22 protein-coding genes and 1 tRNA gene are annotated in these 24549 nt (G+C 50.9%); 14 read left to right on the top strand and 9 right to left on the bottom strand.

From position 1 onward, the window contains the following. Positions 1-209: 209 nt before the first annotated feature. From J5I83_RS13230 to adk, 6 genes are all read right to left on the bottom strand, one after another. On the bottom strand, positions 210-1298 hold the full coding sequence (locus J5I83_RS13230) for a DUF1624 domain-containing protein (protein WP_304056904.1): 1089 nt from the start codon (positions 1296-1298) through the stop codon (positions 210-212). 49 nt (positions 1299-1347) lie between these two features. Next, positions 1348-3093: a hypothetical protein gene (locus J5I83_RS13225; protein ID WP_304056902.1), complete on the bottom strand. Its 1746-nt coding sequence runs from the start codon at positions 3091-3093 to the stop codon at positions 1348-1350. A 109-nt stretch (positions 3094-3202) separates the two neighbouring features. After that, complete coding sequence (locus tag J5I83_RS13220) at positions 3203-3481, bottom strand: PepSY domain-containing protein (RefSeq protein WP_304056899.1); 279 nt, start codon at positions 3479-3481, stop codon at positions 3203-3205. Positions 3482-3722: 241 nt separating this feature from the next. Beyond that, positions 3723-5780 carry a sodium-translocating pyrophosphatase gene (locus tag J5I83_RS13215; RefSeq protein ID WP_304056896.1) on the bottom strand — a complete coding sequence of 686 codons (2058 nt, stop codon included), beginning with the start codon at positions 5778-5780 and terminating at the stop codon, positions 3723-3725. A 141-nt stretch (positions 5781-5921) separates the two neighbouring features. Next, on the bottom strand, positions 5922-7181 hold the full coding sequence (locus J5I83_RS13210; protein ID WP_304056894.1) for a 6-phosphofructokinase: 1260 nt from the start codon (positions 7179-7181) through the stop codon (positions 5922-5924). Positions 7182-7231: 50 nt separating this feature from the next. After that, the gene (gene adk, locus J5I83_RS13205) at positions 7232-7933 is read right to left on the bottom strand and encodes an adenylate kinase (protein ID WP_304056929.1); all 702 of its coding nucleotides are present in this window, start codon (positions 7931-7933) and stop codon (positions 7232-7234) included. A 218-nt stretch (positions 7934-8151) separates the two neighbouring features. Between adk and recA the strand changes: the two genes are divergently transcribed. The 6 genes from recA (at position 8152) to J5I83_RS13175 (ending at position 14571) form a co-directional block, all read left to right on the top strand. Then, positions 8152-9195: a recombinase RecA gene (gene recA / locus J5I83_RS13200; protein WP_304056891.1), complete on the top strand. Its 1044-nt coding sequence runs from the start codon at positions 8152-8154 to the stop codon at positions 9193-9195. Further along, the gene (recX, locus tag J5I83_RS13195) at positions 9195-9644 is read left to right on the top strand and encodes a recombination regulator RecX (RefSeq protein ID WP_304056889.1); all 450 of its coding nucleotides are present in this window, start codon (positions 9195-9197) and stop codon (positions 9642-9644) included. Before recA ends, recX begins: the two co-directional genes overlap by 1 nt. A gap of 40 nt (positions 9645-9684) precedes the next feature. Continuing rightward, positions 9685-12282 (top strand): alanine--tRNA ligase, encoded by a 2598-nt coding sequence (alaS, locus tag J5I83_RS13190; protein ID WP_304056886.1) that lies wholly within the window; start codon positions 9685-9687, stop codon positions 12280-12282. 78 nt (positions 12283-12360) lie between these two features. Then, on the top strand, positions 12361-13020 hold the full coding sequence (locus J5I83_RS13185) for a protocatechuate 3,4-dioxygenase (RefSeq protein ID WP_304056884.1): 660 nt from the start codon (positions 12361-12363) through the stop codon (positions 13018-13020). 25 nt (positions 13021-13045) lie between these two features. After that, on the top strand, positions 13046-13996 hold the full coding sequence (trxB, locus tag J5I83_RS13180; protein ID WP_304056881.1) for a thioredoxin-disulfide reductase: 951 nt from the start codon (positions 13046-13048) through the stop codon (positions 13994-13996). Further along, positions 13993-14571 (top strand): Smr/MutS family protein, encoded by a 579-nt coding sequence (locus tag J5I83_RS13175; RefSeq protein WP_304056878.1) that lies wholly within the window; start codon positions 13993-13995, stop codon positions 14569-14571. Before trxB ends, J5I83_RS13175 begins: the two co-directional genes overlap by 4 nt. Here J5I83_RS13175 and J5I83_RS13170 read toward each other — a convergent pair. Next, entirely contained in the window at positions 14568-15815 is a 1248-nt protein-coding gene (locus J5I83_RS13170) for an MFS transporter (protein ID WP_304056876.1), read from the bottom strand. The two genes, J5I83_RS13175 and J5I83_RS13170, sit on opposite strands and share 4 nt — an antisense overlap. Positions 15816-15845: 30 nt before the next feature. Here J5I83_RS13170 and J5I83_RS13165 point away from each other — a divergent pair. Next, a tRNA-Arg gene (locus J5I83_RS13165) sits at positions 15846-15921 on the top strand. Between the two features lie 435 nt (positions 15922-16356). Here J5I83_RS13165 and J5I83_RS13160 read toward each other — a convergent pair. Continuing rightward, on the bottom strand, positions 16357-16566 hold the full coding sequence (locus tag J5I83_RS13160) for a hypothetical protein (RefSeq protein WP_304056873.1): 210 nt from the start codon (positions 16564-16566) through the stop codon (positions 16357-16359). A gap of 160 nt (positions 16567-16726) precedes the next feature. Between J5I83_RS13160 and J5I83_RS13155 the strand changes: the two genes are divergently transcribed. The 3 genes from J5I83_RS13155 (at position 16727) to J5I83_RS13145 (ending at position 19273) form a co-directional block, all read left to right on the top strand. Then, positions 16727-17074, top strand: coding sequence for a hypothetical protein (locus tag J5I83_RS13155; RefSeq protein ID WP_304056870.1), 348 nt, complete (start codon positions 16727-16729; stop codon positions 17072-17074). 97 nt (positions 17075-17171) lie between these two features. Then, entirely contained in the window at positions 17172-18248 is a 1077-nt protein-coding gene (locus tag J5I83_RS13150) for a hypothetical protein (protein WP_304056868.1), read from the top strand. 143 nt (positions 18249-18391) lie between these two features. Then, positions 18392-19273 (top strand): alpha/beta fold hydrolase, encoded by an 882-nt coding sequence (locus tag J5I83_RS13145; protein ID WP_304056865.1) that lies wholly within the window; start codon positions 18392-18394, stop codon positions 19271-19273. Between the two features lie 217 nt (positions 19274-19490). Here J5I83_RS13145 and J5I83_RS13140 read toward each other — a convergent pair whose 3' ends face one another. Next, positions 19491-19670 carry a hypothetical protein gene (locus J5I83_RS13140; RefSeq protein ID WP_304056863.1) on the bottom strand — a complete coding sequence of 60 codons (180 nt, stop codon included), beginning with the start codon at positions 19668-19670 and terminating at the stop codon, positions 19491-19493. Positions 19671-19934: 264 nt separating this feature from the next. On the opposite strand from J5I83_RS13140, the gene J5I83_RS13135 reads away from it, so the two are divergent. The 4 genes from J5I83_RS13135 to J5I83_RS13120 all read left to right on the top strand — a co-directional run. Then, positions 19935-21284 (top strand): toll/interleukin-1 receptor domain-containing protein, encoded by a 1350-nt coding sequence (locus J5I83_RS13135; RefSeq protein WP_304056860.1) that lies wholly within the window; start codon positions 19935-19937, stop codon positions 21282-21284. Positions 21285-21287: 3 nt separating this feature from the next. Continuing rightward, complete coding sequence (locus J5I83_RS13130; protein WP_369683429.1) at positions 21288-22835, top strand: hypothetical protein; 1548 nt, start codon at positions 21288-21290, stop codon at positions 22833-22835. A 139-nt stretch (positions 22836-22974) separates the two neighbouring features. Beyond that, positions 22975-23997: an IS21 family transposase gene (istA, locus tag J5I83_RS13125; protein WP_304056855.1), complete on the top strand. Its 1023-nt coding sequence runs from the start codon at positions 22975-22977 to the stop codon at positions 23995-23997. Then, positions 23994-24549, top strand: a 556-nt coding sequence (locus J5I83_RS13120; RefSeq protein ID WP_304056852.1) for an ATP-binding protein, incomplete at its 3' end; no start/stop codon positions are given. The genes istA and J5I83_RS13120, both read left to right, overlap by 4 nt.

Raw genomic sequence — 24549 nt, 5'->3', positions numbered from 1 at the left:
AAAAAATACATAGCAAAATAGATCTTCTAACATATATGACCACTCGCCCTTCTTTTTTGAAAGACGCAATTATGATTATCATAATTGAAATATACTGTCAAGCAAATTCGCAGTAACGCCTACCTTGCCTCGGCGCAACGTTCATTGTGCTGCAGCAGAACTGTAAGTGCCACATTGCCAAGCAGCGGTTGCTGGTTAGCAACTGTTCCTCAAACAAATCGCAGAACACTATCCGGATAACGCCATTTTAAGGCTCGATAAGCACAACAAATCGGGTAAAGCGCTATTAGCGCGATGGCAGTTGCGAGATAGGCTTGGCCAAGTCCGCCGGGCTTGAGAAACAGGGTCAGCACACCCAATACGGCAAAATGGGCGAGGTAGAAAAAAAGTGCTGTTTGACCGAATACCAGCATGGGGCCATGCGCGCGAATACCTGTTTTTGGCTGGAGCCATAGCATGATCGCCAGTATGATTGCCATCAGCCCCAGCTCCAGCGAAATATAGCTGATGCTCGGTGGATACTTGCTGACATACAACCACTGGATAAGCGAATAATCTTCGCGATACAGCAGCATGTTGCCATAATCATTGAACCCTCGCACAAGCAGGAAACAGGTCAAAGCAAGCAGACCCGCTACCAGCAGCAGGTGGGCAACTGACCGGTCGTGTTCTTTGCGTGTGATCAGCCAATCGCCAAATACCCACCCCAGCATCATGATAGCGAGCCAGGGAATTGCCGGATAGAGCACCGTGAAGGATACACTGAACCAGGGAGCAAAAGTCAGTGCCAGCCAGAGCGGTACATCGCCATGCGGTTGCCAGAATAAGATGGTGAACATTTCTCCGCCAAAAAGCAGGAGCAATGCACCAAATAACAGCACGCGCCTACCCAGACGATAGAGCAGCGCCATCAGCATCATGCTGATACCAATCGCATACAGCACTTGCAGATACAGCTTGCCGGCTAAGAATGAAAACAGCAATACATCCAGCAACGCAATGAATGCGCCTCGGATGAGCAAATCACGCTCTATGGCTTTGCTCTCTATGCCTTTTGCACGCCGCTGTACGATGCTGAGTGCCATCGCTGTCCCTGTCAGAAAGATAAAGGTCGGCGCGCACAGATGCGTTATCCAGCGGGTGAAAAATTGCTCGATCACAAAATTCGATCCGACTACGTGCTTCACGATTGTATCGTTTGCAATACGTCCCTGGTTGAAAAAAGCAGAAGCGTGGTCCAGCGCCATCAGCACCATGACAATACCGCGCATCCAGTCGATCGCTGCAATACGGTTCATGTCGTGTCGGCAGCATCCGCTAGGCTCATTTCATCGAAACTCCCCCTGTTCATTTCCTCAGGTTCAGAGGCCTTCCCAAACGCGAGGCATTGAGCGTGATATCAGCACGTTCCCATGCTTTCTTGAAGCGAACCTCGATGAGCGCTGCCTGATCATTTTTCTGCTGAGCGCTCAGTGCCTGCATCAGACCATACAACGCCCAGCCGTTGTGGCGGTTACGCCGCAAATCTTCCCAATAAACTGTTTCCGCTTCGGCGGGACGCCCTGCTTCCAGCAGAATGACCCCCAGCGCCAGCCGCGGTGGAAAGTGCCATTCGGCGGGCTCAGTATAAACCAGTCCATCTTCCAGCCGAACAGCATGATCGAGATGAGCAATCGCTTCATCGAATTTTCCCTGGGCAGCAGCGATCTCGCCAGCCAATACTTCGGGGCCGATAGCCAGTACTGTGCGGGTTGTATTCTGTGAGAATAAGGGTGCGTCCAAGCTTGGTTCTTGCATGATTTTGCGCAATGACGCGAGTTCCTGCTCGGCTTGCTGCAGTTGACCCGTTGCCACAAACGCAAGGCCGCGTACATAGTGCCAGCTACCTGTCAGGAACGCGTTGTCGGCTGGCGGCGCCGGTTCCTTGAGGACCTCTTCCCAGTGGCCGAATCGCGCCAGCGTCCAGTAGGGAATGACACGGAATATCGCTGTGACAGGAAACTTTTGCAGCACGGCATCGCTGATCTTGGCGGCTGCATTGCGCGCTGCTTCAAGGGCAAGCTTGCTTTGTCCATTGAACGTGGCCGCAAGCCAGAGGAAGTGGATATTGTGCGGATAATAGGCCATCGGATAGAGCCCTTGCGCCCGGCATTGCGCAAAATAAGCTTCATCTGCGGAAATAGCGAGCTGATTGCTTTTTATCGCGTCGGTATAGCGCCCGACACGCTGATAGATATGTGATGCCATATGCACGGTATGGCCTGCGTCTGGCATGAGCGACAGCAAGGTATCCGCGGCTGGTTCTGCCCGCTCGGGTGTACTGGTCGGTTCGATAAGGTGGATATACATATGCAATGCGCCGGGGTGCTTAGGATTCTGGCGCATGACTTGTTCGGTGATTGCCACGATTTCAGTCGTGCCCTCATACGGTTGTCCGTCTGGCATCCAGTAGCCCCATGGACGCAAGTCCATCATCGATTCGACATAGAGTATAGCAATATCGGGATCATCCGGGAAGCGTTGGTATACTGCGCGCATGGCCTCTGCGTAAGCCTGATTATTCCCGGCACGATCTTCCGCTTTACCCGTGTAACGTTTTTCCAGCGCGCGAATAAGTTCCTGCTCCCGCAGCGTTGCAGTGGTCATGAGCGACACCGCTTTCTGAATCAATTCTAGCGCCTCCTGCTCTTCTTTCGGATCCATCATGGCATTGATATTGGGTCCCAGCACTAGCGCCTGCCCCCAGTAAGCCATGGCCAGAGCAGGATCGAGTTGTGCAGCTTCTTGGAAGGCGCGGCGCGCTTCAGCATGATTGAATCCATAGGCTAGATTGAGTCCTTGATTCATGAATAATTGCGCCTGCTGGTTATTGGTGCTAACTGGAAAAGTATGAGAACCGAGATTTTGCAGCCTCGGTGCACATTCATCAGCTGGCGCTGCCTGATTGGTCTGATCCGCGTGCTGATGTCCAGCGCCAGATTTTGCTGGTGCAGCTGATGGGGTGGCTGAGCTTGCTTGTGCAAAGGTGCAGGCTATACTCAAGATCATGAGCATCAAGCTTGACTGCAGGAAATAGCGCGTTCTGGATAGCATGATTATTACTCCTTCCTTTGGGCTAAACGGAAATGCGGTCTGACTGATATTTTATCAGACCGCGCGGAAATAGCGCGAAGATCACCGCTGATTGGAAGAATTTGCGCGCTTAATCATCTTCGACTTCGATCAAGGTACCATCTTCCTTGACCTTGATTTCAATTTTCTTGCCATCGGGTTTTTTTACGTCAGCTTCATAAACGATGCCATATTTTTTCTCTGTTTCTTTTTCAATTTCCTCAATGGTTCCGCCCTGTAAATGTTGCGTGATAGTCTTTTGCACTTTTTCCGGAACCTGGGACCACTCGACTTTTTCTTCGCTAGCAAAACCTGATGTTGCGAAGAACAGTGGAACGACTGAAACGAGAATGCGTCCTTTAATATTCATCTTGACTCTCCTGTTAATGTTGTGAATACAAACAGTTATACAGAATTTCTGATAAAAATTATCAATGAGTGACTATCGGTGAACAGATAAAATCCATTACGCTCATGATCGCACTCACGATTGATGCTACGTAATATGGTGCGAGAATGCAACGGCAGCAGCATGACAACGCAGCAAATAGGTAAAAAAAAAGCCCGTCAGCTAAACCTGGCGGGCTTTTTCAATAGCTAAAAACAAAACATTACAACAGTGGAATAATCAGCAATGCCACGATATTAATAATTTTGATCAACGGATTGATGGCGGGTCCAGCCGTATCTTTGTACGGATCACCAACGGTATCACCCGTTACTGCAGCCTTGTGCGCCTCACTTCCTTTACCACCATAGTTATCATCTTCGATGTATTTCTTGGCATTGTCCCAAGCGCCACCGCCGGTGGTCATGGAAATAGCCACGAACAGACCGGTAATGATGGAACCCATCAATACACCACCGAGTGCTTGCGGGCCGAGGAAGATACCTACTAACACTGGAATCAGTACTGGCAGCAAGGACGGGACGATCATTTCTTTAATGGCTGCTTTGGTTAGCATATCTACTGCACGGGAATAATCCGGTTTGGCGGTCCCTTCCATGATGCCGGGAATTTCCCTGAATTGGCGACGCACTTCAATCACCACAGAACCTGCAGCGCGGCCGACAGCTTCCATCGACATTGCGCCAAACAGATAAGGCACCATGCCGCCAATAAACAAGCCGATGATGACCATATGATTGGATAAATCAAAAGTGAGCAGTTTATCTGCATGTTCCAGACCATGCGTGTAGTCGGCAAACAGCACTAGTGCAGCCAGTCCGGCTGAACCAATGGCATATCCTTTGGTAACGGCTTTGGTGGTATTGCCAACTGCATCCAGCGGATCGGTGATCGCACGTACCGATTCAGGCATGCCAGACATTTCAGCAATACCGCCTGCATTGTCAGTAATGGGGCCGTATGCATCAAGTGCTACGATAATACCGGTCATGGACAGCATGGCGGTGGCAGCAATCGCAATGCCATAGAGGCCTGCCAGTGAATAGGCAATCAGAATACTTGCACACACTGCTAAAACAGGTGCGGCAGTAGCGCGCATGGAAACACCCAGACCAGCGATGATATTGGTGCCATGCCCTGTGGTCGATGCGCTAGCGATATGTTGCACTGGTGGATATTCGGTCGAAGTGTAATACTCGGTGATGATCACCATCAAGCCAGTCAGGAGCAAGCCGATAGCAGCACAAACAAACAGGCGCATGACCAGTTCGCCACCTGCTACATCACTACCATCGAGATTTAACGACATACCGCCCATAAACCAGACAGTGACTGGCAGATAAGCAAAAAACGCAATCGCACCAGCAACAGCCAAGCCACGATACAGCGCGTTCATGATTTTTCCGCCTTCACGCATTTTGACGAAATAGCAACCAATAATGGAAGCGACAATCGAAACTGCGCCCAGCATCAATGGATAAACCACAGCATTGGCCGCATCAGAGGTGAACAACAAGGCGCCCAGCAGCATGGTCGCGATGATGGTAACGGCATAAGTTTCGAACAAGTCGGCTGCCATGCCAGCGCAATCGCCAACATTATCGCCCACGTTATCCGCGATTACAGCAGGATTGCGTGGATCATCTTCAGGAATGCCTGCTTCGACCTTACCCACCAGGTCTGCGCCCACGTCTGCACCTTTTGTAAAAATACCGCCGCCCAGACGCGCAAAAATGGAAATCAGCGAACCACCAAAGGCAAAGCCCACCAGCGGATGAATGATGTCGCTCATGGCCTGATCAGCAGCTGAATCGCTGTACAACAGTGCGCAATAACCTGCCACACCCAATAATCCAAGCGCTACCACCAGCATGCCAGTAACGGCACCGCCGCGGAATGCGATTTCCAATGCTTCATTCAGTCCGGTGCGTGCCGCTTCCGCCGTGCGTACATTGGATTGGACAGATACGGTCATACCCAGGAAACCGGCAACACCAGAAAGCAATGCGCCCAAGGCAAAACCGAAAGCAGTACTCCATGAAAGGGTCGCGCCCACGGCAAGAAATAAAATTACGCCAACCATGCTGATCGTCATGTATTGACGCTTGAGATAAGCCGATGCACCTTCTTGTACGGCAGCAGCGATTTCTTGCATACGTGCATTGCCGGGGGACTGAGCATAAATACGCCGAATCCAGATGCCACTGAAAACCAGGGCAAGAATCGCGCTGAGAATTGCGATCGTTAAACCGTTTGCCATAAAGAACTCCAATTAAAGCCAGACCACCTGAAAAACATGCGAAATTTGGTCTGAAAATTTCGCATCAATATCTAATTTGAACTAAAAACAGCAAGAGCGCGTATTTTATACGTTCTTGCTGCCAGAATGTAACTGTACGAGCTAAAGCTTGAACTCACCCAATTTCTTGGCGACCGCGACATTCTGCAGCCGCACGTAATCAGGCAAGCCATTTTTATAAGGAGGATAATCTTCACCTTCTATCAGCGGCGAGAGATATTCACGGCATTTTTCCGTAATGCCAAAGCCATCTTGGGAGATAAAGTCTGCTGGCATCATTTTTTCTACATTAGCGACTTTTGATAATTCAGCCATCCCTACTTTCCAGCTGTAAGGGTTGTTGGAGATACGTTCAATCGTAGGCATGACTGAGTTATGTCCGGCAATCGCATATTCGACAGCGGCTTTACCCATGGCATAAGCCTGCTCCACATCCGTTTTAGAGGCAATATGACGGGCTGCGCGCTGCAGGTAATCAGCCACCCCCCAATGATATTTCAGTCCCAGCCCATCTTTGATGATATTCGCGACGACCGGCGCCACTCCACCTAATTGCGCATGGCCAAACGCATCGCGTAATCCCTGGTCAGAAAGGAAATTGCCATCTGCGCCTTTGACCCCTTCTGATACCACCACTGAGCAATAGCCATATTGCTTGACGCAGCTATCGACTTTGGCGAGGAATTTTTCTTTATTGAAAGTCACTTCCGGAAAGAGGATGACGATCGGAATTTCGCAGTCTTCGCTCGAAGCCAGGCCGCCTGCAGCCGCAATCCATCCTGCATGACGTCCCATTACTTCCAGCACGAACACTTTGGTGGATGTCTTGGCCATGCTCGCGACGTCAAAGCTGGCTTCACGTGTCGATACGGCAATATATTTCGCCACCGAGCCAAAACCAGGACAGCAATCGGTAATCGGCAAATCATTATCGACTGTTTTGGGGACGTGTATGGCTTTGATAGGGTAGCCGAGCGTGTCTGACAATTGCGATACTTTCAAACAGGTATCCGCTGAATCTCCGCCGCCGTTGTAGAAAAAATAACCGATGTCATGCGCTTTGAATACTTCAATCAAGCGTTCATATTCACGCCGGTTCTGCTCGAGGCTTTTCAGTTTATAACGGCAAGAGCCAAAGGCGCCAGAAGGCGTATGGCGTAATGCTCTGATTGCTTCGGCAGATTCTACGCTGGTATCGATCAAGTCTTCCGTCAGTGCACCAATGATGCCATTACGACCAGCGTACACTTTACCGATTTTGTCACTATGCGCACGGGCTGTTTCCAGCACACCTGCCGCAGAAGCGTTGATAACAGCAGTAACGCCGCCGGATTGTGCATAGAATGCATTTTTTATTATCATATGATTTTTTTCTCCTGATTGATCAAAACTTTGGTGATTCTATTTTTTGTTTACTTCCGGAAATAGCTCAATAACTTATCAAAAAAATTCTTGGGCTTATTTGTAAGCGATGTCATGATGTTGTGGCGAATGGCTTCTACATCACCAGTGCCAGCAATTTTGATATAACGCGGCGCATTGAATGCTCCCGTTGCTGACCAATTCGAGTAGTACTCGATCAGCGGCTTGGTTTGGTCATGGTAGACCTGCAAACGTTTCCTGACAGTTTCCTCCTGGTCATCATCCCGCTGGATCAGCGGCTCACCTGTCACATCGTCCTTGCCGTCTACTTTGGGTGGATTGAACTCGATATGATAGGTGCGCCCCGAAGCCGGATGCACGCGGCGGCCTGACATGCGTTTGATGATTTCTGCATCGGCCACATCGATTTCGACGACGTAATCAATCTGCACATCAGCAGCTTTCAGCGCATCTGCCTGCGGAATAGTACGAGGAAAGCCATCGAACAAAAAACCATTGGTGCAATCAGGCTCAGCAATCCGCTCTTTGACGAGATTGATAATGATATCATCCGGTACCAAGCCCCCTGATTCCATGATTTTTTTTGCCATGATGCCAAGTTGTGTGCCGGCCTTGACCGCATTACGCAGCATATCCCCCGTCGAGATTTGCGGAATACCAAAATGTTCTTTGATATAGTTGGCCTGCGTGCCCTTACCTGCGCCTGGGGCACCTAATAAAATGATTCTAATGGTTTTCTCCCTATTATTGCCAAGAATATAAGAAAAGAATTGTGTCAATGTCAGCGAATGCAAATTATATCGCAGGCGAGCCATATACTTGAAGTTTTTGCTCATTTTTCGCGAGGTTCCATACACACTGTGGCCATACCATAAAAAGCGCTGTTGCAAGCTTGTTTCTTCCTCGATTGAATATGCGATAATTCAATGAATTGTTAACAGGAAAAGAGATGGACGAGAACAGAAATAAAGCATTGGCTGCAGCGCTTTCCCAGATTGAAAAGCAGTTCGGTAAAGGTTCGATCATGCGCATGGACGCAAGCGAGGTGGCCAGTGATATCCAGGTAGTGTCCACCGGCTCTTTAGGGCTGGATATCGCATTGGGAGTGGGTGGATTGCCACGTGGCCGGATCATTGAAATCTACGGACCTGAATCATCCGGTAAAACCACACTGACTTTACAGGTGATCGCAGAGATGCAGAAAATGGGCGGGACTGCTGCCTTTATTGATGCAGAACATGCGCTGGATCCGCAATATGCCAAGAAAATCGGCGTCAATATCCAGGAATTACTGATTTCGCAGCCCGATAATGGCGAGCAGGCGCTGGAAATCACCGATATGCTGGTTCGCTCCGGCTCGGTCGATATTGTGGTGGTAGATTCGGTGGCAGCCTTAACCCCGCGCGCAGAGATCGAAGGCGAAATGGGTGAACCGCAGATGGGCTTGCAAGCCCGCTTGATGTCACAGGCGCTGCGCAAGCTGACCGCTAATATCAAACGCACTAACACCATGGTCATCTTCATCAACCAGATCCGCATGAAGATCGGTGTGGTCTTTGGCAATCCTGAAACAACCACCGGCGGGAACGCACTGAAGTTCTATGCCTCGGTACGGCTCGATATTCGCCGCACCGGCTCAATCAAGAAGGCAGAAGAAGTGATCGGCAACGAAACCCGCGTAAAAGTCGTTAAAAACAAAGTGGCGCCGCCCTTCAAGCAGGCTGATTTCGATATTCTTTATGGTGAAGGCATTTCGCGCGAAAGCGAGATCATCGAATTGGGCGTGCTGCATAAATTGATCGAGAAGGCAGGCGCCTGGTATTCGTATAATGGTGAAAAAATCGGTCAGGGTAAAGACAATGTACGCGATTATCTGAAAGAACATAAGGAAATGGCCAAAGAGATCGAGCAGAAAATACGGGTTGCAGCAGGCTTGGCCGAACCGGCGAAGGCCACCAAGACTGCCCCAGCAGGCGACAAAGCCGGCGAATAATGACCAGCAAGCCGAGCTTGCAAACCCGTGCCGTGGGCTATCTGGCCAGACGGGAATATTCGCGGCTAGAACTGGAAAAGAAGCTGACCGAATACGCCCAGACACCCGAAGCATTGGCACAAGTGCTGGATGCACTGGAACAGCGCGGATTACTATCGGCTGAACGCGTGGTCGAGCAAATAGTGCATGGCCGTAGACACAAATATGGCGCGCAACGCATCCGCCATGAGTTGAAAGAAAAAGGCATCGCCGAACATTTGATCGATACCGCCATGGTTGAACTAAAAGGCACTGAACTGGAGGCAGCGCGTGCAGTCTGGCGCAGGAAATTCGGCGTGATCCCTGAAACCTTGAAAGAACGCAGCAAACAAATGCGCTTTCTGACAGGAAGAGGATTTTCTGCCGAAATCATCCGTCAAGTGCTGGCTTGCCCGCATGAAGATGTATAAAGGCTGTCATCTAATACGTGTTGCATGAAATGGAACAAACATGAAAAGCAGTGAAATAAGACAAAAATTCCTTGAATTCTTTGAGTCGTATGGCCATACCATTGTCGCTTCCAGTCCGCTGGTGCCCGGCAATGATCCCACTTTGCTGTTCACGAATGCAGGCATGGTGCAGTTCAAGGATGTATTTCTCGGCCAGGATAAGCGGCCCTATGTGCGTGCAACCAGTTCGCAGCGTTGCGTACGGGCAGGCGGCAAGCACAACGACCTGGAAAATGTTGGCTATACCGCGCGCCATCATACTTTTTTTGAAATGCTGGGCAACTTCAGTTTCGGTGATTATTTCAAGCGTAATGCCATTCAGTACGCCTGGGAGTTTCTGACCAGGGTACTGGAAATTCCTCAGGAAAAACTGTGGGTCACGGTGTACGCCGAAGATGATGAAGCAGCGGATATCTGGCTGAATGAGGTTGGCATCGACCCATCACGCTTTGTGCGCATCGCTACCATGGATAATTTCTGGCAGATGGGCGATACCGGCCCGTGCGGCCCCTGCTCCGAGATTTTTTATGATCACGGCCCCGAAGTGGCCGGTGGCCCGCCGGGCTCAGCCAATGCGGACGGCGATCGCTATATCGAAATCTGGAATCTGGTGTTCATGCAATACAATCGTGATGCCAGCGGCACCTTGCACCCATTGCCGAAACCCTCGGTCGATACCGGCATGGGGCTGGAACGGATTTCCGCAGTGATGCAGCAGGTGCATAGCAACTATGACATCGATCTGTTCCAGTATCTGATCAGGGCGGCAGCACGCGAGACGCACAGCCGTGATTTATCGAACAATTCGCTCAAGGTCATTGCCGATCATATCCGTGCCTGCGCTTTTCTGATCACCGATGGTGTCATTCCAGGCAACGAAGGGCGCGGTTATGTGTTGCGCCGCATTATCCGGCGTGCCATCCGGCACGGTTACCGCCTGGAGCAAAAGACGCCGTTCTTTCATCGACTGGTCGATGATCTCGCCAACGTGATGGGGCAGGCTTATCCTGAGCTCCTATCTGCCAAGGAGCGCGTTGCTAACGTGCTCAAGCAGGAAGAAGAGCGTTTTGCGGAAACATTGGAAAACGGCATGCAGGTGCTGGAAACGGCCTTGCGCGAGCACAGCGGCACGCTGAGCGGTGACACTGTGTTCCGCTTGTACGATACCTTTGGCTTTCCCGTCGACCTGACCGCCGATATTGCCCGGGAACGTGGTATCAGCATCGATTATGCCGGCTTCGACAAAGCCATGGCAGACCAACGCGAGCGCGCACGCGCGGCAGGCAAGTTCACCATGCAAGGCGGGGTAGAATATCACGGCATCCCTACCGCATTTTATGGCTATGACAGCCTGCAGCAGGAGGGGCGCATACTGGCAATTTACCGGCAAGGCAGCCAGGTGGGATTTATCGAAGCTAGCGAAGAAGCGGTGATCGTGCTCGATCGCACTCCTTTCTATGCGGAGTCAGGCGGACAGGTCGGTGATTGCGGCGAGTTACTGGCAGCCAGTGGCACATTCGTGGTAGCCGATACCCAGAAAATTCAGGCAAACGTGTTCGGGCACAAGGGCTTGTTAAGCAGCGGCCGCTTGGTAGTGGGCGATACCATCGTAGCAAAAGTCGATCCGCTGGCGCGGATGCGCACAGCGCGTCATCATTCCGCGACCCATTTGCTGCATAAGGCGTTGCGGGAAGTACTGGGCAGTCATGTGCAGCAGAAGGGCTCGCTGGTGGATCATGAGCGCACGCGTTTCGATTTTTCGCATAACGAAGCGATGAGTGAGCAGCAAATCCGGCAGGTGGAAGAAATCGTCAATACCGAGATCCTCGCTAATAGCGAATGCCAGGCGCGTGTGATGGCGATCGAGGAGGCGAAAAAAGCCGGTGCCATGATGCTGTTCGGGGAGAAATACGGTGATGAAGTACGGGTACTGGATATCGGTTCTTCGCGGGAGTTGTGCGGCGGCACCCATGTCAAGCGTACCGGCGATATCGGCCTATTCAAGATCATCTCCGAAAGCGGTGTGGCGGCAGGGGTGCGCCGGGTGGAAGCCTGCACCGGCGATCGCGCAATGCATTATGTGGAAGTGCTGGCAGAAGATCGCAGGAAAAGCGCCTCCCTACTGAATGTGCCGCCCCTGCAAGCGGGTGCGATTCCGATGGCGATTCAGCATTTGCAGCAAGTGAAGAAGGCCTTTGAAAAGGAACTATCTGCATTAAAATCAAAGTTGGCTACGCTGCAAAGCAGTGAGCTCGGTGAACAGATGCGCGAAGTCAAAGGCACGAAGGTGTTGGCGGTCAAGCTGGAAGGAGCGGACAACAAAACACTGCGCGAAACCTTGGACAAGCTCAAGGACAAATTCAAACCCTGCATTGTCGTGCTGGCAACGACCGAAGCCGGCAAAGTGACGCTCATTGCCGGCGTGACCGATGATCTGACCGCGAAAGTAAAAGCCGGTGAACTGATCAATTATGTCGCGCAGCAAGTGGGCGGCAAAGGTGGCGGGCGCGCAGACATGGCGCAGGCTGGTGGCACCTTGCCTGACAAGCTGCCTGCGGCGCTGGCAAGCGTGAGTGCTTGGGTGGAGCAGAAATTATAGGAACGGTATTCAACTGCTCAAGTCGAACAAATTTAAATTGTTAAATTGTTTTGAGTAATCTGACCTGAGGAGATGAGGATGAAAAGCCTAGCCAGAAGAAAACTGCTTAGATTGGGTCTATTGAGCGGTGTAGTAAGCATATTTGCGGCAACAAGCGGGCTGGCCAAAGCCCTCCTGCCGACGCCGCCTGAAACGGAAGGGCCATTTTATCCTGTCACGCCGCAGGATGATAAAGATTTCGACTTGACGCAAGTAACAGGTCACAAGGATGTAGCTCAAGGCAAACACATCATGGTCACGGGCAGGGTAATGGATATGCGTGGACAGCCCATCCCGCAGGCGACTGTCGAAATCTGGCAAGCGAATGCAAAGGGACGTTATCGCCACCCGGGCGATCCCAATCCGGCGCCACTGGATCCCAATTTTCAGGGATGGGCGATTGTATTGACTGATAAACATGGCGAGTTTCGCTTCAAAACCGTCATGCCGGGCGCATATCCTGCATCCAAAAACTGGATGCGGCCGCCGCATATTCATTTCAAGGTAGCCAAAGAAGGTTATGCTAATTTGACTACTCAGATGTACTTTCCCAATGAAGCATTGAATGAAAACGATTTGTTACTCAGCGAGAAAAAACCTTCAGAGCGCTTGCTGATGATCGCTCGTAAAAAAGAGCCATCAGCACCAGAAGCACTGGATATGTATGAATACGTTATCGTTCTCGAACAAAAACCTTAAATTATTTTTTTATTAACACTAAAACATGACAACCAAACATTCCCGATTGCTTATTCTTGGTTCTGGCCCCGCAGGCTATACCGCTGCGATCTATGCAGCACGTGCAAATCTCAACCCTGTCGTCATCACCGGCCTGGCGCAAGGCGGTCAGCTCATGACAACCACCGATGTCGATAATTGGCCGGCCGATGTGCAAGGCGTGCAAGGGCCGGAATTAATGGAGCGTTTCCAGAAGCATGCGGAGCGCTTCCAAACCGAAATCATTTTCGATCATATTCATACCGCTAAGTTGACGGAAAAGCCTTTTGTTCTGATAGGCGATCAAGGCACCTACACTTGCGATGCCCTCATCATCGCCACCGGCGCTTCCGCCAAATACCTGGGATTGCCTTCCGAAGAAGCCTATATGGGCAAGGGTATATCAGCTTGCGCCACCTGCGATGGCTTCTTCTATAAAGGGCAGGATGTCGCCGTGATCGGCGGTGGCAATACCGCTGTCGAAGAAGCACTGTATCTTTCCAATATCGCCCGCAACGTGACAGTGATCCACCGGCGCGACAAATTCCGTTCGGAAAAAATTCTGATCGATAAGCTGATGCATCGCGTAGAAAACGGCAATATCACGTTAGCGCTTAATCATGTGCCGGATGAAGTACTCGGTGATGAGTCGGGTGTAACCGGCATTCGTATTAAGAATACGCAGGATCACACCCCCCGCACGCTGGATGTGCGTGGTGTTTTTATTGCCATTGGGCACAAGCCCAATACCGATCTGTTCGAGGGGCAACTAGAGATGAGAAATGGCTATATCATCACTCAGGGCGGCAATGAAGGCAATGCCACCGCGACCAGCATTACCGGCGTATTTGCCGCGGGCGACGTGCAGGATCATGTCTATCGTCAGGCGGTGACCAGTGCCGGCACTGGTTGTATGGCCGCTCTGGATGCAGAGAAGTATCTCGAAGATTTAGCTTGATCGGATTTCAGGTGAAGCGGGACAGGAAAAAAGTATCAGCAACCGATCATAAAAATAACGACGAAGAGGCTGCCTTGTTTCGTGAGGCGATGCGGGATGTGATTCCGCTTCCGCCACCCAACCAGGCCGTTCATCGGCAAAAACCGCCCCGACCCATTGTTCGACCGCGTGTTGAAACAACTGTTACCAGGGATACGCTGTCAGACCACCTTTCATTGGAAATCCAGCAAGGGGATGAGTGGTCCTACCTGCGTCCTGGCCTGTCCCGCCAGATTTTGCGCAAATTGCGGCGTGGTCATTGGAAAATTCAGGCTGAGCTGGATTTACATGGCATGACACGGGATGAGGCGCGTTATGCGCTGGCAGCATTTCTTGATGAATGCGGCCGCTATGGCGCACGCTGCGTAAGTGTCATTCATGGCCGAGGATTGAGCTCAAAAAATCGTGAACCTGTGCTGAAATCGCGCGTAGGCAGCTGGCTCGCACAACGCGATGATGTACTGGCATTTTGTCAGGCAAATCCTGAACATGGCGGCAGTGGCGCCGTGCTGGTGCTGCTGAAGTCATCTGCTTAATGCAATCTCGTCTCTATCGTTTTGTGAACTGGCCAAGCCCATAGCCGCAGCAGTAAAGCTGCCAAGGCAGCCAGCCCGCCGGCAAAAAAGAATGCCAGCGATGCGCTATGAAACTGCCACAGGGAGCCGAACAGCACACCAGCAGGAATGGCCGCCAAGCCGACCGCCAGATGGTACCAGCCAAAGGCGGTGCCTCGTTCAGTTGGGCTGGCATAATCACTGATCAGCGCACGTTCAGCCCCTTCGCTCATACCGATAAACAGACCATAAAAAATGCTGACCAGCCATAATCCGCTACTGCTGCTCACCAGTCCAAGCAACAGGAACGACACCGCAAACGCCCCCCAGCCGATCAGCATCAAACTGCCGCGCCCATAGCGATCAGCCAGTTGCCCCCCGGCAGTCGAGGTCATGGCCTTGGCGAGACTGATCGCAGACCAGATCAGCAGCAACTCTACTACGCCAATGCCGAGTTGATACCCCAGCAGCAGAATGAATGTCTCAGAAGCGCGTGCAAAAGTGAAGAGCGTCAGCACCAGGAGATAACGCCGTGCCGGCAAAGATAATAATGACCAGCGCAAGGGGGGCAAGGATTCAGGTAAGGCGTCTTTCGTTTTCGTTATGTTGCTCTTGTTTTCTTCCTTGATACCTACACCGATCAGCAACACTGCAAACAAACCCGGCAGCGCAGACCATAAAATCACTTCGATCAGACCCAGCCCCGACCAGGCGAGTATCGCTGCCGCAGCGAGACTGCCCGCCACTGCGCCGCCATTATCCAGTGCACGATGGAAACCAAATGCATAACCGCGCATATGCGAAGGCGTGGCATCCGCCACCAGTGCATCGCGCGGTGCGCCGCGTATTCCTTTGCCAACGCGATCGATGCTGCGCAACAGCAACACCATTGGCCAGGAAACAGCCAATCCCAGCAAGGGGCGCGCAGTATTCGACAAAACATAGCCCATCAACGTCAATGTTTTACGGCGCCCACCCATCAAATCAGAATGCCGCCCCGACCAGAGTTTCAACAAGCTGGCCAAGGCATCGGCAATCCCCTCGATCAAACCCAACGCCACCGGTCCAGCTGCCAGCACGGAAGCCAGCAAAATCGGAATAAGCGGCGCGACGATATCGGAAGCAAAATCATTGAAAAAACTGACCAAGCCAAGCACTACTACGGCTTGTGGTAATTTTTGCTGGACGGCAGTGTTTTGAACTGGGAGCGGTTTCTGTTTATCCATCCGCACATAATAGCGTAAAATACGGGCTTCGCCCTGGTAGCTCAGTGGATAGAGCGACCCCCTCCTAAGGGGTAGGTCGGACGTTCGATTCGTCTCCAGGGCGCCAATGAAATCAAGAAATTAGCAGAAATGCTAGATCCCTTTAGTTTTTCTGGTGCCACGCGGGGGTCACACGATCCTAAAACATAAAACCGTGGCCTATCCCCTGTTTCACATTTTTACTCTGCTATTTACACGAGGCATTCCGCAGACTTACAATCCCCATAAGCGCCACTTCCCGCTAACTTAGTTCAACAAGGTTTATCTACCGCCGATAGGACAGTAGCTATTATAAACTTGGGAAAGGCGACGGATAAACGCTATTCGTTAGGTCTATACCTGGGCACACGGTGGACCAGTAGCGGGCAAACCCTTCCACCGACATATGGAGGTTGTTATGCATCTACTGAAAAAACTATCTCTTTCTTCCGTCATTGTTTGGTTTGCAATAGTTTCAATATCAGCAGCTCAAGATATGAGGGAGACGTATATCTTTTTTGGGCTAGCCGACTGGGGCCAGGACGGTCACCAGGACATCCTCACCCGAGAAAACGCAACCGGCGATTTGTGGCTCTACCCCGGCGAGAGTAAGCGCGGCTACAGTAGTGCGCAGCGAATACAGATCGGTAACGGCTGGTAAATACTTTAGTGCTGCCAGCAATAGTTCTGCCTGACATACAATGGCAAAACGGATGAAGTTTAAGCCCAACAACAGCATGCAGCTGACGATCTGGCGCTATCCCCCCTGCGCCGCACGAGACGCGCCGCCCACCCCGCAGCTGATGCTGGACGTTGGACGTTTATCTTTCAACAGGCGCTGCTATAGCTTATCTGCTTAATTTAAGCATTAATTAAACTCAAGGAGTAAAAACATGACAAAGCCACTAAAAATATCTACCTTCGTCATCGTGGTTCCTCTCGCAGTGGCCATGATGATCGAGACTGCAGCTGCTGAGTGCAAACCAGGTTATGTTTGGCGCGATGCACAGGATGGCGATGGTGTCTGCGTGACGCCTGCTGAGCGGGCGGAAGCAAAGGCACAGAATGCAAATGCCGCGAACAACCGGAGAGTCGGGGGCGGGCCCTCTGGGCCAAACACTTGCCGCGATGGATATGTTTGGCGAGAAGCGTTTGCTGGTGACGTCGTCTGCGTGACTCCGCATGAGCGCGAGAAGGCAAAGAATCAAAACGCTGAGAGTCCACGACACACAATTAAGTAACCGTATCCACATCGACAATACCGGCTACTTGACCAGGTCATGATAAATTCGTTACTAAATATAAGTTCACGAAACCAACTTATCTCGGAGGCATTTCATGCATAAAACCTACTTCGGATCGGTGCAGATGACTGAGGAGGATCGTACTTACCAAGGATCGCGGTTTTCTGAAGTGCGTGACGCTATCTTCGCCAATCCTTACCAAAAGGTATGGGGCAGTAAAGGCGAATCGCCGTTCCCTGCTTACCAAGTCACCCTTGCCAGCATACTACGAGGCATTTTACCCTTCGGCAAGCCGCATTTGTTTCGTCAAGCTGTGGAACGCGCAGTGGATTCCCATGCCGATCTGCGTTGGGGTGAGGAAGGTAGGGGTGTTCGCCGACTGCTTCATCCGAATGGTATCTGTCTCACTGGTCTCTGGGAAATCTCCGAAAATACCGACTACTCGGGTTATTTTGCTCAAGGTAGCAAGGGCCTGCTCATCGGTCGCTATTCTACTTGTTGCAGCGAGACCAGACGCGGTCATACCCGATCGCTGGCATTGGTAGGCAAGCTTTATCCCACAATCGATCCGAACCACCCTGAGCGCTTACGTCCAGCTAATTTCTTTACTCAGGAAGATTTAGGAGGAGAACGTACCGACTCAATCAACGACATAGAGCTTCGCAACGCACCCGATACGCGCTCTTGGCGACGGGGCATGGGACTGCCCATTCTGCTCCTGGAGGGAATATTCTTTCTCTTCGTTGACAACAAACCTACGATCCGCCAGCTATACCAAATCGCTGAGCTCGGCAAGCCTGAAAGCGAGCCGACCAGAGCGCCGGAATTTATGCGTCTCAAGGTAGCATCCAACCACGCTCGCGTCGCTGGAGAGGATCTAGATTTCCGTGACGAAATCATGGCGCAGATTTACGACCAGGGCGATCCCAACCCAAAACGCCGACTCGTCTTTAACATTGAAGTAACCGACGAGGGCTCGACCCACGGCACACCAGCGTTTGAACGACGCGAGTTTAGAAACTGGCGACATATCGGCACTCTGACTTTCGACAGCGCAGTCGCCTCCTACAACGGGGATTTTGTCATCCATTTCAACCATCCTACCTGGCGTGAAGATAGAAACGATCCCGCCACCGCCACTCGAGTGAACGAGCATAAGATGAGACGATAGATAATAGCTAAGCATACTTGATGCTGGTGGGTGGAGGAATCAAGCCCGTAGGTTTGGATAACGAGAGGAACCTCAACATCCACCTCACATTAATTGCTGGGATTCGCCGACTCACTCCAGCCTACCGCGCTAACTGCGCTTTATTGAGAGGAGCATCTATCATGGATTATCAGTTTATTGAAACAAATGGCATTCACTTGCACGTTGGCCAAGATGGTCCGAGCGATGGGCAGCTGGTTATTTTATTGCATGGATTTCCCGAGTTCTCATATGGTTGGAAACGGCAGATCCCCTACTTATCATCGGCCGGTTATCGGGTATGGGCTCCAGATCAACGCGGGTACAACTTAAGCGACAAGCCAGACGGAATTGCGGCGTACACCCTTGATATCTTAGCCGATGATGTGATTGGCTTGATTAAGGCCGCTGGTCAGGAGAAGGCTTTTCTAGTCGGACACGATTGGGGCGCAGCGGTCGCCTGGTGGGTGGCTACCAAATACCCAGACCGGATAGCGCGAATGATAGTCATGAACGTTCCTCACGGGCTGGTGTTGCAACGGCACCTGCGACGAAATATCAAGCAACTGTGTCGGAGCTGGTATATTTTCTTCTTCCAGCTTCCGTGGTTGCCAGAAAGGCTGGCCCGACTTCGAAATTGGAATATGCCTACACAATCTTTGAAGAATAGCAGCCGTCCGGGCACGTTTACCCAGAATGACCTGGATATATACCGCCAGGCCTGGTCTCAACCGAAAGCATACAGATCCATGCTTAACTGGTATCGAGCCCTCATACAGAAGCCACCCACTCTTCCGGCCAATCCACGTATCACTGTGCCGACTTTGTTGATCTGGGGAGCCCAAGACAGGTTTTTAGGGCGGGAACTGGCCCAGCCAAGCATTGATCTCTGCGATGACGGGCGCCTAATTTTTATCGAAGAAGCAACACATTGGGTTCAGCACGAAGAAGCGGAGCAAGTCAATGAGTTGATCGCTATTTTCCTGAGTAACGGCATGAAGGATTGACTATAGATGCGGCAAAGCTGTCGGCCAAACGCACGAATTGCCTGGTTATGTGATTTTCCCTCAATCCGTTTTTTTCATAGTAACGCTGTGATTCAGGTACATATTTTCGATGCTTGTCTACAGCGGCCATCATCGCACTTTTAGCTCATGTGTTGACATGTTTCAGTGCTTTTGAGCCTCGAAACTTCCCTGACGGAAATGAATCGATCAGCCAAGCTTATCCTGGATCCTTGTTTTCCTGTTCTTGCTGAATCAGTGCTAATAAGAGCGCAAACACATCGGCTACCCGATTCAGGCGCTGAACATAAGCCACATAACCCGGAAGTCGCGGAAACCAATCGCGTAAATGACGACCCGCATATTCATAAATACCTTTGATCTCTCTATGCTTATCCATCACACCGAACAGGTAAATAGCGATGACTTCTTCGTTGCTAAAGCTTAAATCCGCGTAATTACTTATTCTTTAACTATAAACCCAAATATTTTCCTGATATTGCTTGCAAATATAGAGATAAATTGTTATTAATCGGTCTTGCCAGTTCATCCGTTACTTTGATTTATTGAGGTTAGATGATATCTTCCTCAATAGTTTAACATTATCGATGAATTGGCTTCTATTTCACTCTTAATTCACATTTAAAGAAATATAAGATATATAGTGAAAGAACGTCACTGGAATAATTTGGTAACCAGCCTAAGATATGGGCAATGTGTGCTTGTGCTAGGTCCGGAGATCCCGGCGGATATACCAAGAGAAAGAGGCGCCGGTCAGCTTGATTCTCAAATTACTTACACGGATGCGCTCAGGGATCAGCTTGCAGCGGAGTTGGAGGAAGATGGACGCCGCATAACAGCTACCAGCCTCGCGGGAGTTGCACAACAATATGAAGATGCCGATGGCTTCGGTCCGGGAATGCTACGATCGCAATCGGCCGGGTTTTACACTTCGAGTCAATTGGAGCCTTCAACCATACATCGTGAGATTGCTTCGCTTCCATTTTCCCTTGTTCTTTCCACGTGCCATGACCAACTCCTCGAAATGGCATTTCGTTCAGTAGGTAAGTCTTCTATAGTTTATAGATACAACTTGAGAGGAGACGGGCAAGAAAATCCAGAATTCGCAGTGCCCGTGACCCTAAATTCCCCACTTATTTACCATCTTTTCGGCTATTTCGAAGAGCCACAATCCCTTGTGCTCAGTGAGAATGACCTTTTGGATTTCCTGCTCGCCGTAATTTCCGGGACTCCTCCGCTTCCAAATAGCCTTCGTAGGGCACTACAGCGAAATGGGGCTAGTTTTTTGTTTGTGGGCTTCGGTATTCGCCACTGGTATCTTCGCGTGCTATTGAAAGCACTCGTCCGAGGGCTTGCATTGGGCCGAACCGGAAGTTCCGTTGCTGTTGAGCCTCTACTACAGGGAGTACCTGATCAGGAAAGGGAGCAAACGATCCTCTTCTACCAACGGGGGACCCGCATCGAAATTTGCGAAGAAGACATCCATTCCTTTCTTTCTGAGTTGGACCGCAGACTGAAGGCGACGGGTGGCATCGCCACACAACCTGTGACTCTTGGGTCTCGCCCGCGTGTATTCGTGAGCTACGCGAGTGAAGATCAAGGTTTGGCAGCGCGTCTCTTCGCATCGTTGCAGAAAGAAGGTTTTGAACCTTGGTTAGATAAGGATGCATTGCGAGGAGGCGAGGACTGGAATCTGATGATTGAAGATCAGTTACGCGAAACTGATTATATGCTTGTACTGCAAACACCAGCACTAGCGGCGAAAAAGGTCGGTTATGTCAACAAAGAGATTGCTATTGCTCGCGAGCAAGCCTTGCGATATCGCGGCTCATTTTTGATCCCACTCGTCGTCGGCGACCTGTCAGTCGATGACAAAATTAAGGAACTAGGCTCTTATCAACAGCTGCCTTTGCGAGAAAACTATTATGATCAAGATTTGGCGGATTTGGTATCGACGCTAACACGCGACTATCAGCGCAGACAAAGGAAGTGATCTATGGAAACCGCTCGAACTCGCTATCCTGGTGCCCAGCCGTTTTCAGACGATTCAGTCTCACGGTCAGTCTTCTTCGGCCGCGAAAGAGAAACCACGATGCTCACGGATCAGATCATCGCGAATCGACTGGTTGTGGTTTATGCCAAATCCGGCTTGGGTAAGACATCGCTGCTGAATGCTGGGGTGGCCCAACCATTGCGTGAGGATGGGTTTCTTCCACTGGTCGCCAGAGTAAACATTATCAAACAAGATCTCATCCGCACGGTATTAGATGGGATACGTGTTTCCGCCGAAAGTCAGGGCGTAGAGTATCACCATGGAAATGAACTTTCTCTTTGGCACTTTTTCAAGACTGCAGAATTTTGGCGTGGCGACCTTTTGCTGACTCCGGTTCTCATTCTTGATCAGTTTGAGGAACTATTCACGCTGCATGGTGACGAGGTGAGAGCGGGTTTGCTCACCGAACTTGGCCATCTAATCCGGGGCATCAGGCCGGCTGCGGAACAGGCCACTTCTTCTAGTTTGAAGAATTCGGATCAGAGCGTACCGCTTACGGACGCACCACCTGAAATTCGTGTCGTGATATCCCTGCGTGAGGACTATTTGGGATATTTGGAAGAGGCGACCAATTATATACCTCAGATATTAAATAATCGGTTTCGGCTGACGCCTCTGAGTGCTGAAGCCGCGGCTGCAGCGATCGAGGGGCCTACCAAAGTCCAAGACCAGCGACTGGCAACGAAACCGTTTGCATTTCAACCAAAAGCCGTGCAGGGCATACTCGACTATCTGTTGCGACGGACCAAAACCAAGAGTAGATCATCAGTTGGATTCATCGAACCTTTTCATCTGCAACTAATTTGTCAGCGAGTCGAAGCACTTGTGGCCCAGCGCCAGCATCAAGCGGGAGAATCAGTAGAGATCGATCTAGCTGATCTTGGTGGTGAAAAAGGCTTGAAAACAACGCTACGCAGCTTCTACATGGACGCTGTCCGGTCTATCCAGCCCATACGAAACCGTAAGAGAGTCCGCCGGCTCTGCGAGCAGTACCTGATCAGTCCCGAAGGGCGGCGTCTGAGCCTTGAAGAGGTCGAAATCAAACGGATTCTCAAGCTTGACCGTTCTACGTTACAGCAACTGGTCAACGGTCGTTTATTGCGTACAGATCAGCGCGCCGATAGCTGGTATTACGAACTCAGTCACGATAGTCTGATCGAACCTATCCTTACCACAAGAAGAATACGAGGAGTTGTATTCGGACTATTAGGGCTTCTCGGATCTGTTTTCGTTGGTTTTGGGGCCTTAAGTAGTATCCTTGGTGGTCTCTTCGTCATTCTGAGCATCTTATATATGGACACGGGGCTCTCCGAAGCTCTAGCTCAACAAGGTATAGGTATGAGCCTTGAAGAATTAAAGTCCGCAAAAGCATATGGTCTTGTAGGTATGCTTATTTTTGTCGCTTTAGGAGGACTCTTATGCTGGGCTGCGTTCAAAGGTATACGTGGGAGTGTAGAAACACTCAATCGGTACGTTCCTCCTCCAACCTAAAGTGTCAGGTGGCGCACGCCAAGATAGCTGCTATTTGTCACCGGCAATGTTAAATTGACCCACTAACGACAATATAAAACTGACCCACCTGAGGCAGAATTGCCGCCGATGATTAATAGAACAAGGCGGTGTACATTTAATGCTAACTCAGGAGCTATTAGTGGAAATCCATGTGTTACACCGACAAGGCAAGAGCATTCGTGCCATTGCCAAGGCATTGCAGGTGTCACGCAATAGCGTGCGTAAATATCTGTGCAATATTGCCATGACACCAAGCTACAGTAAACGTGCTGATCGAGTATCAAAACTTGATCCCTTCAAGGCTTATCTTAAAGCGCGTATTGATGCGGCCAAACCGGACTGGATTCCGGCCACGGTGCTGTTTCGCGAAATACAGGCCAACGGATATGAAGGCAAGGAGGGTGTTCTCAAGAATTATATCCGCCCATTTAAAATCACCCTGGACGAACCGATACGGCGTTTTGAAACGCCAGCTGGTCAACAACTACAAGTTGACTTTACTACTATCCGCCGGGGACGGCGCAAACTCAAAGCCTTTGTTGCCACACTGGGGTACAGCCGGGCTACCTATGTTCGCTTTAGCGAATATGAGCGCCAGGAAGACTGGCTGGCCGGTATTGAAGGTGCTCTACATTACTTTGGCGGTGTGCCCAAAGAGCTGCTGTTCGATAATGCCAAGTGCATCATGATTGAACGGGATGCCTATGGCGAAGGACTGCACCGCTGGAATGCCAAGTTGCTTGAGATGGCCAAGGATTATGGTTTTAGCCTCAAAGCATGTCCACCTTACCGTGCCAAGACCAAAGGCAAGGTTGAACGATTTAATGGCTATCTGAAACACAGTTTTATTACGCCCCTGGCTGCCACACTCAAACAAGCCTGGCTCGAACTGGATGTAACGGCGGCCAATGCTCAAGTCGGGCCGTGGCTGCATGATGTGGCCAATCAACGCATTCATGCCACGACAGGAGAACAGCCACAGCTATTACTGGATAAAGAACGCTTTGACCTGCAAGCGCTGCCTGATGGCGTAGTCTGTCGACTGACAAGCACTTCACAAGCACAGCGTCATGCCATGCCGCTGGAAAGCTTGCAGCATCCGTTATCGGTGTATGACGAGCTGCTAGAGGTGCGGCCATGAATCTGCAACAGCAGCGCATACAGCATGCCTGCGACCTCCTCAAACTACCGGCAATTGCTGCCGAGTGGTCTGCGACGGCAGATCATAGCGCAGCCCAGGACAAAAGCTTTGCTGATTTCCTGGAAAGCATCCTGCAGGCTGAATTGGACAGCAAGATGCAGCGCACACGTGAGATGTTACTGAAAACAGCAGGCTTACCCGCTATCAAGCGTTTCGATGACTACGACTTCCGCTTCGCAACCGGTGCGCCACGCAAGCAGCTACAGGAACTGACCAGTCTGGCGTTTGTGGAACGAAAAGAGAATCTCGTTTTACTCGGCCCCAGTGGGGTCGGAAAAAGTCACTTGGCGATAGCGCTAGCCTACAGCGCCATCATGCGGGGTATTAAGGTCCGCTTTATTACAGCAGCCGACTTGATGCTGCAACTGGCCACAGCAAAGAAACAGGGCCGCCTGGATATCTATCTCAAGCGTAGTGTGTTATCGCCAAAACTGTTGGTGATCGACGAAATCGGCTATCTGCCATTTGGCCGGGATGAGGCAAACCTGTTCT

The sequence above is a fragment of the Nitrosomonas communis genome (genome assembly GCF_024102715.1).
Lineage (GTDB): Bacteria > Pseudomonadota > Gammaproteobacteria > Burkholderiales > Nitrosomonadaceae > Nitrosomonas > Nitrosomonas communis_B.
Note: the sequence above shows the minus strand (reverse complement) of the source record. Positions and strands in the feature narration are given on the sequence as shown.

What these genes read in the sequence shown, in the direction of transcription:
- J5I83_RS13170 (WP_304056876.1), bottom strand. Translation starts at nt 15,815, where the DNA reads ATGGATAAACAGAAACCGCTCCCAGTTCAAAACACTGCCGTCCAGCAA.
- alaS (WP_304056886.1), top strand. Translation starts at nt 9,685, where the DNA reads ATGAAAAGCAGTGAAATAAGACAAAAATTCCTTGAATTCTTTGAGTCG.
- J5I83_RS13230 (WP_304056904.1), bottom strand. Translation starts at nt 1,298, where the DNA reads ATGAACCGTATTGCAGCGATCGACTGGATGCGCGGTATTGTCATGGTG.
- J5I83_RS13210 (WP_304056894.1), bottom strand. Translation starts at nt 7,181, where the DNA reads ATGATAATAAAAAATGCATTCTATGCACAATCCGGCGGCGTTACTGCT.
- recA (WP_304056891.1), top strand. Translation starts at nt 8,152, where the DNA reads ATGGACGAGAACAGAAATAAAGCATTGGCTGCAGCGCTTTCCCAGATT.
- J5I83_RS13225 (WP_304056902.1), bottom strand. Translation starts at nt 3,093, where the DNA reads ATGCTATCCAGAACGCGCTATTTCCTGCAGTCAAGCTTGATGCTCATG.
- recX (WP_304056889.1), top strand. Translation starts at nt 9,195, where the DNA reads ATGACCAGCAAGCCGAGCTTGCAAACCCGTGCCGTGGGCTATCTGGCC.
- J5I83_RS13220 (WP_304056899.1), bottom strand. Translation starts at nt 3,481, where the DNA reads ATGAATATTAAAGGACGCATTCTCGTTTCAGTCGTTCCACTGTTCTTC.
- J5I83_RS13140 (WP_304056863.1), bottom strand. Translation starts at nt 19,670, where the DNA reads ATGGATAAGCATAGAGAGATCAAAGGTATTTATGAATATGCGGGTCGT.
- J5I83_RS13150 (WP_304056868.1), top strand. Translation starts at nt 17,172, where the DNA reads ATGCATAAAACCTACTTCGGATCGGTGCAGATGACTGAGGAGGATCGT.
- J5I83_RS13215 (WP_304056896.1), bottom strand. Translation starts at nt 5,780, where the DNA reads ATGGCAAACGGTTTAACGATCGCAATTCTCAGCGCGATTCTTGCCCTG.
- trxB (WP_304056881.1), top strand. Translation starts at nt 13,046, where the DNA reads ATGACAACCAAACATTCCCGATTGCTTATTCTTGGTTCTGGCCCCGCA.
- J5I83_RS13155 (WP_304056870.1), top strand. Translation starts at nt 16,727, where the DNA reads ATGACAAAGCCACTAAAAATATCTACCTTCGTCATCGTGGTTCCTCTC.
- J5I83_RS13185 (WP_304056884.1), top strand. Translation starts at nt 12,361, where the DNA reads ATGAAAAGCCTAGCCAGAAGAAAACTGCTTAGATTGGGTCTATTGAGC.
- istA (WP_304056855.1), top strand. Translation starts at nt 22,975, where the DNA reads ATGCTAACTCAGGAGCTATTAGTGGAAATCCATGTGTTACACCGACAA.
- J5I83_RS13130 (WP_369683429.1), top strand. Translation starts at nt 21,288, where the DNA reads ATGGAAACCGCTCGAACTCGCTATCCTGGTGCCCAGCCGTTTTCAGAC.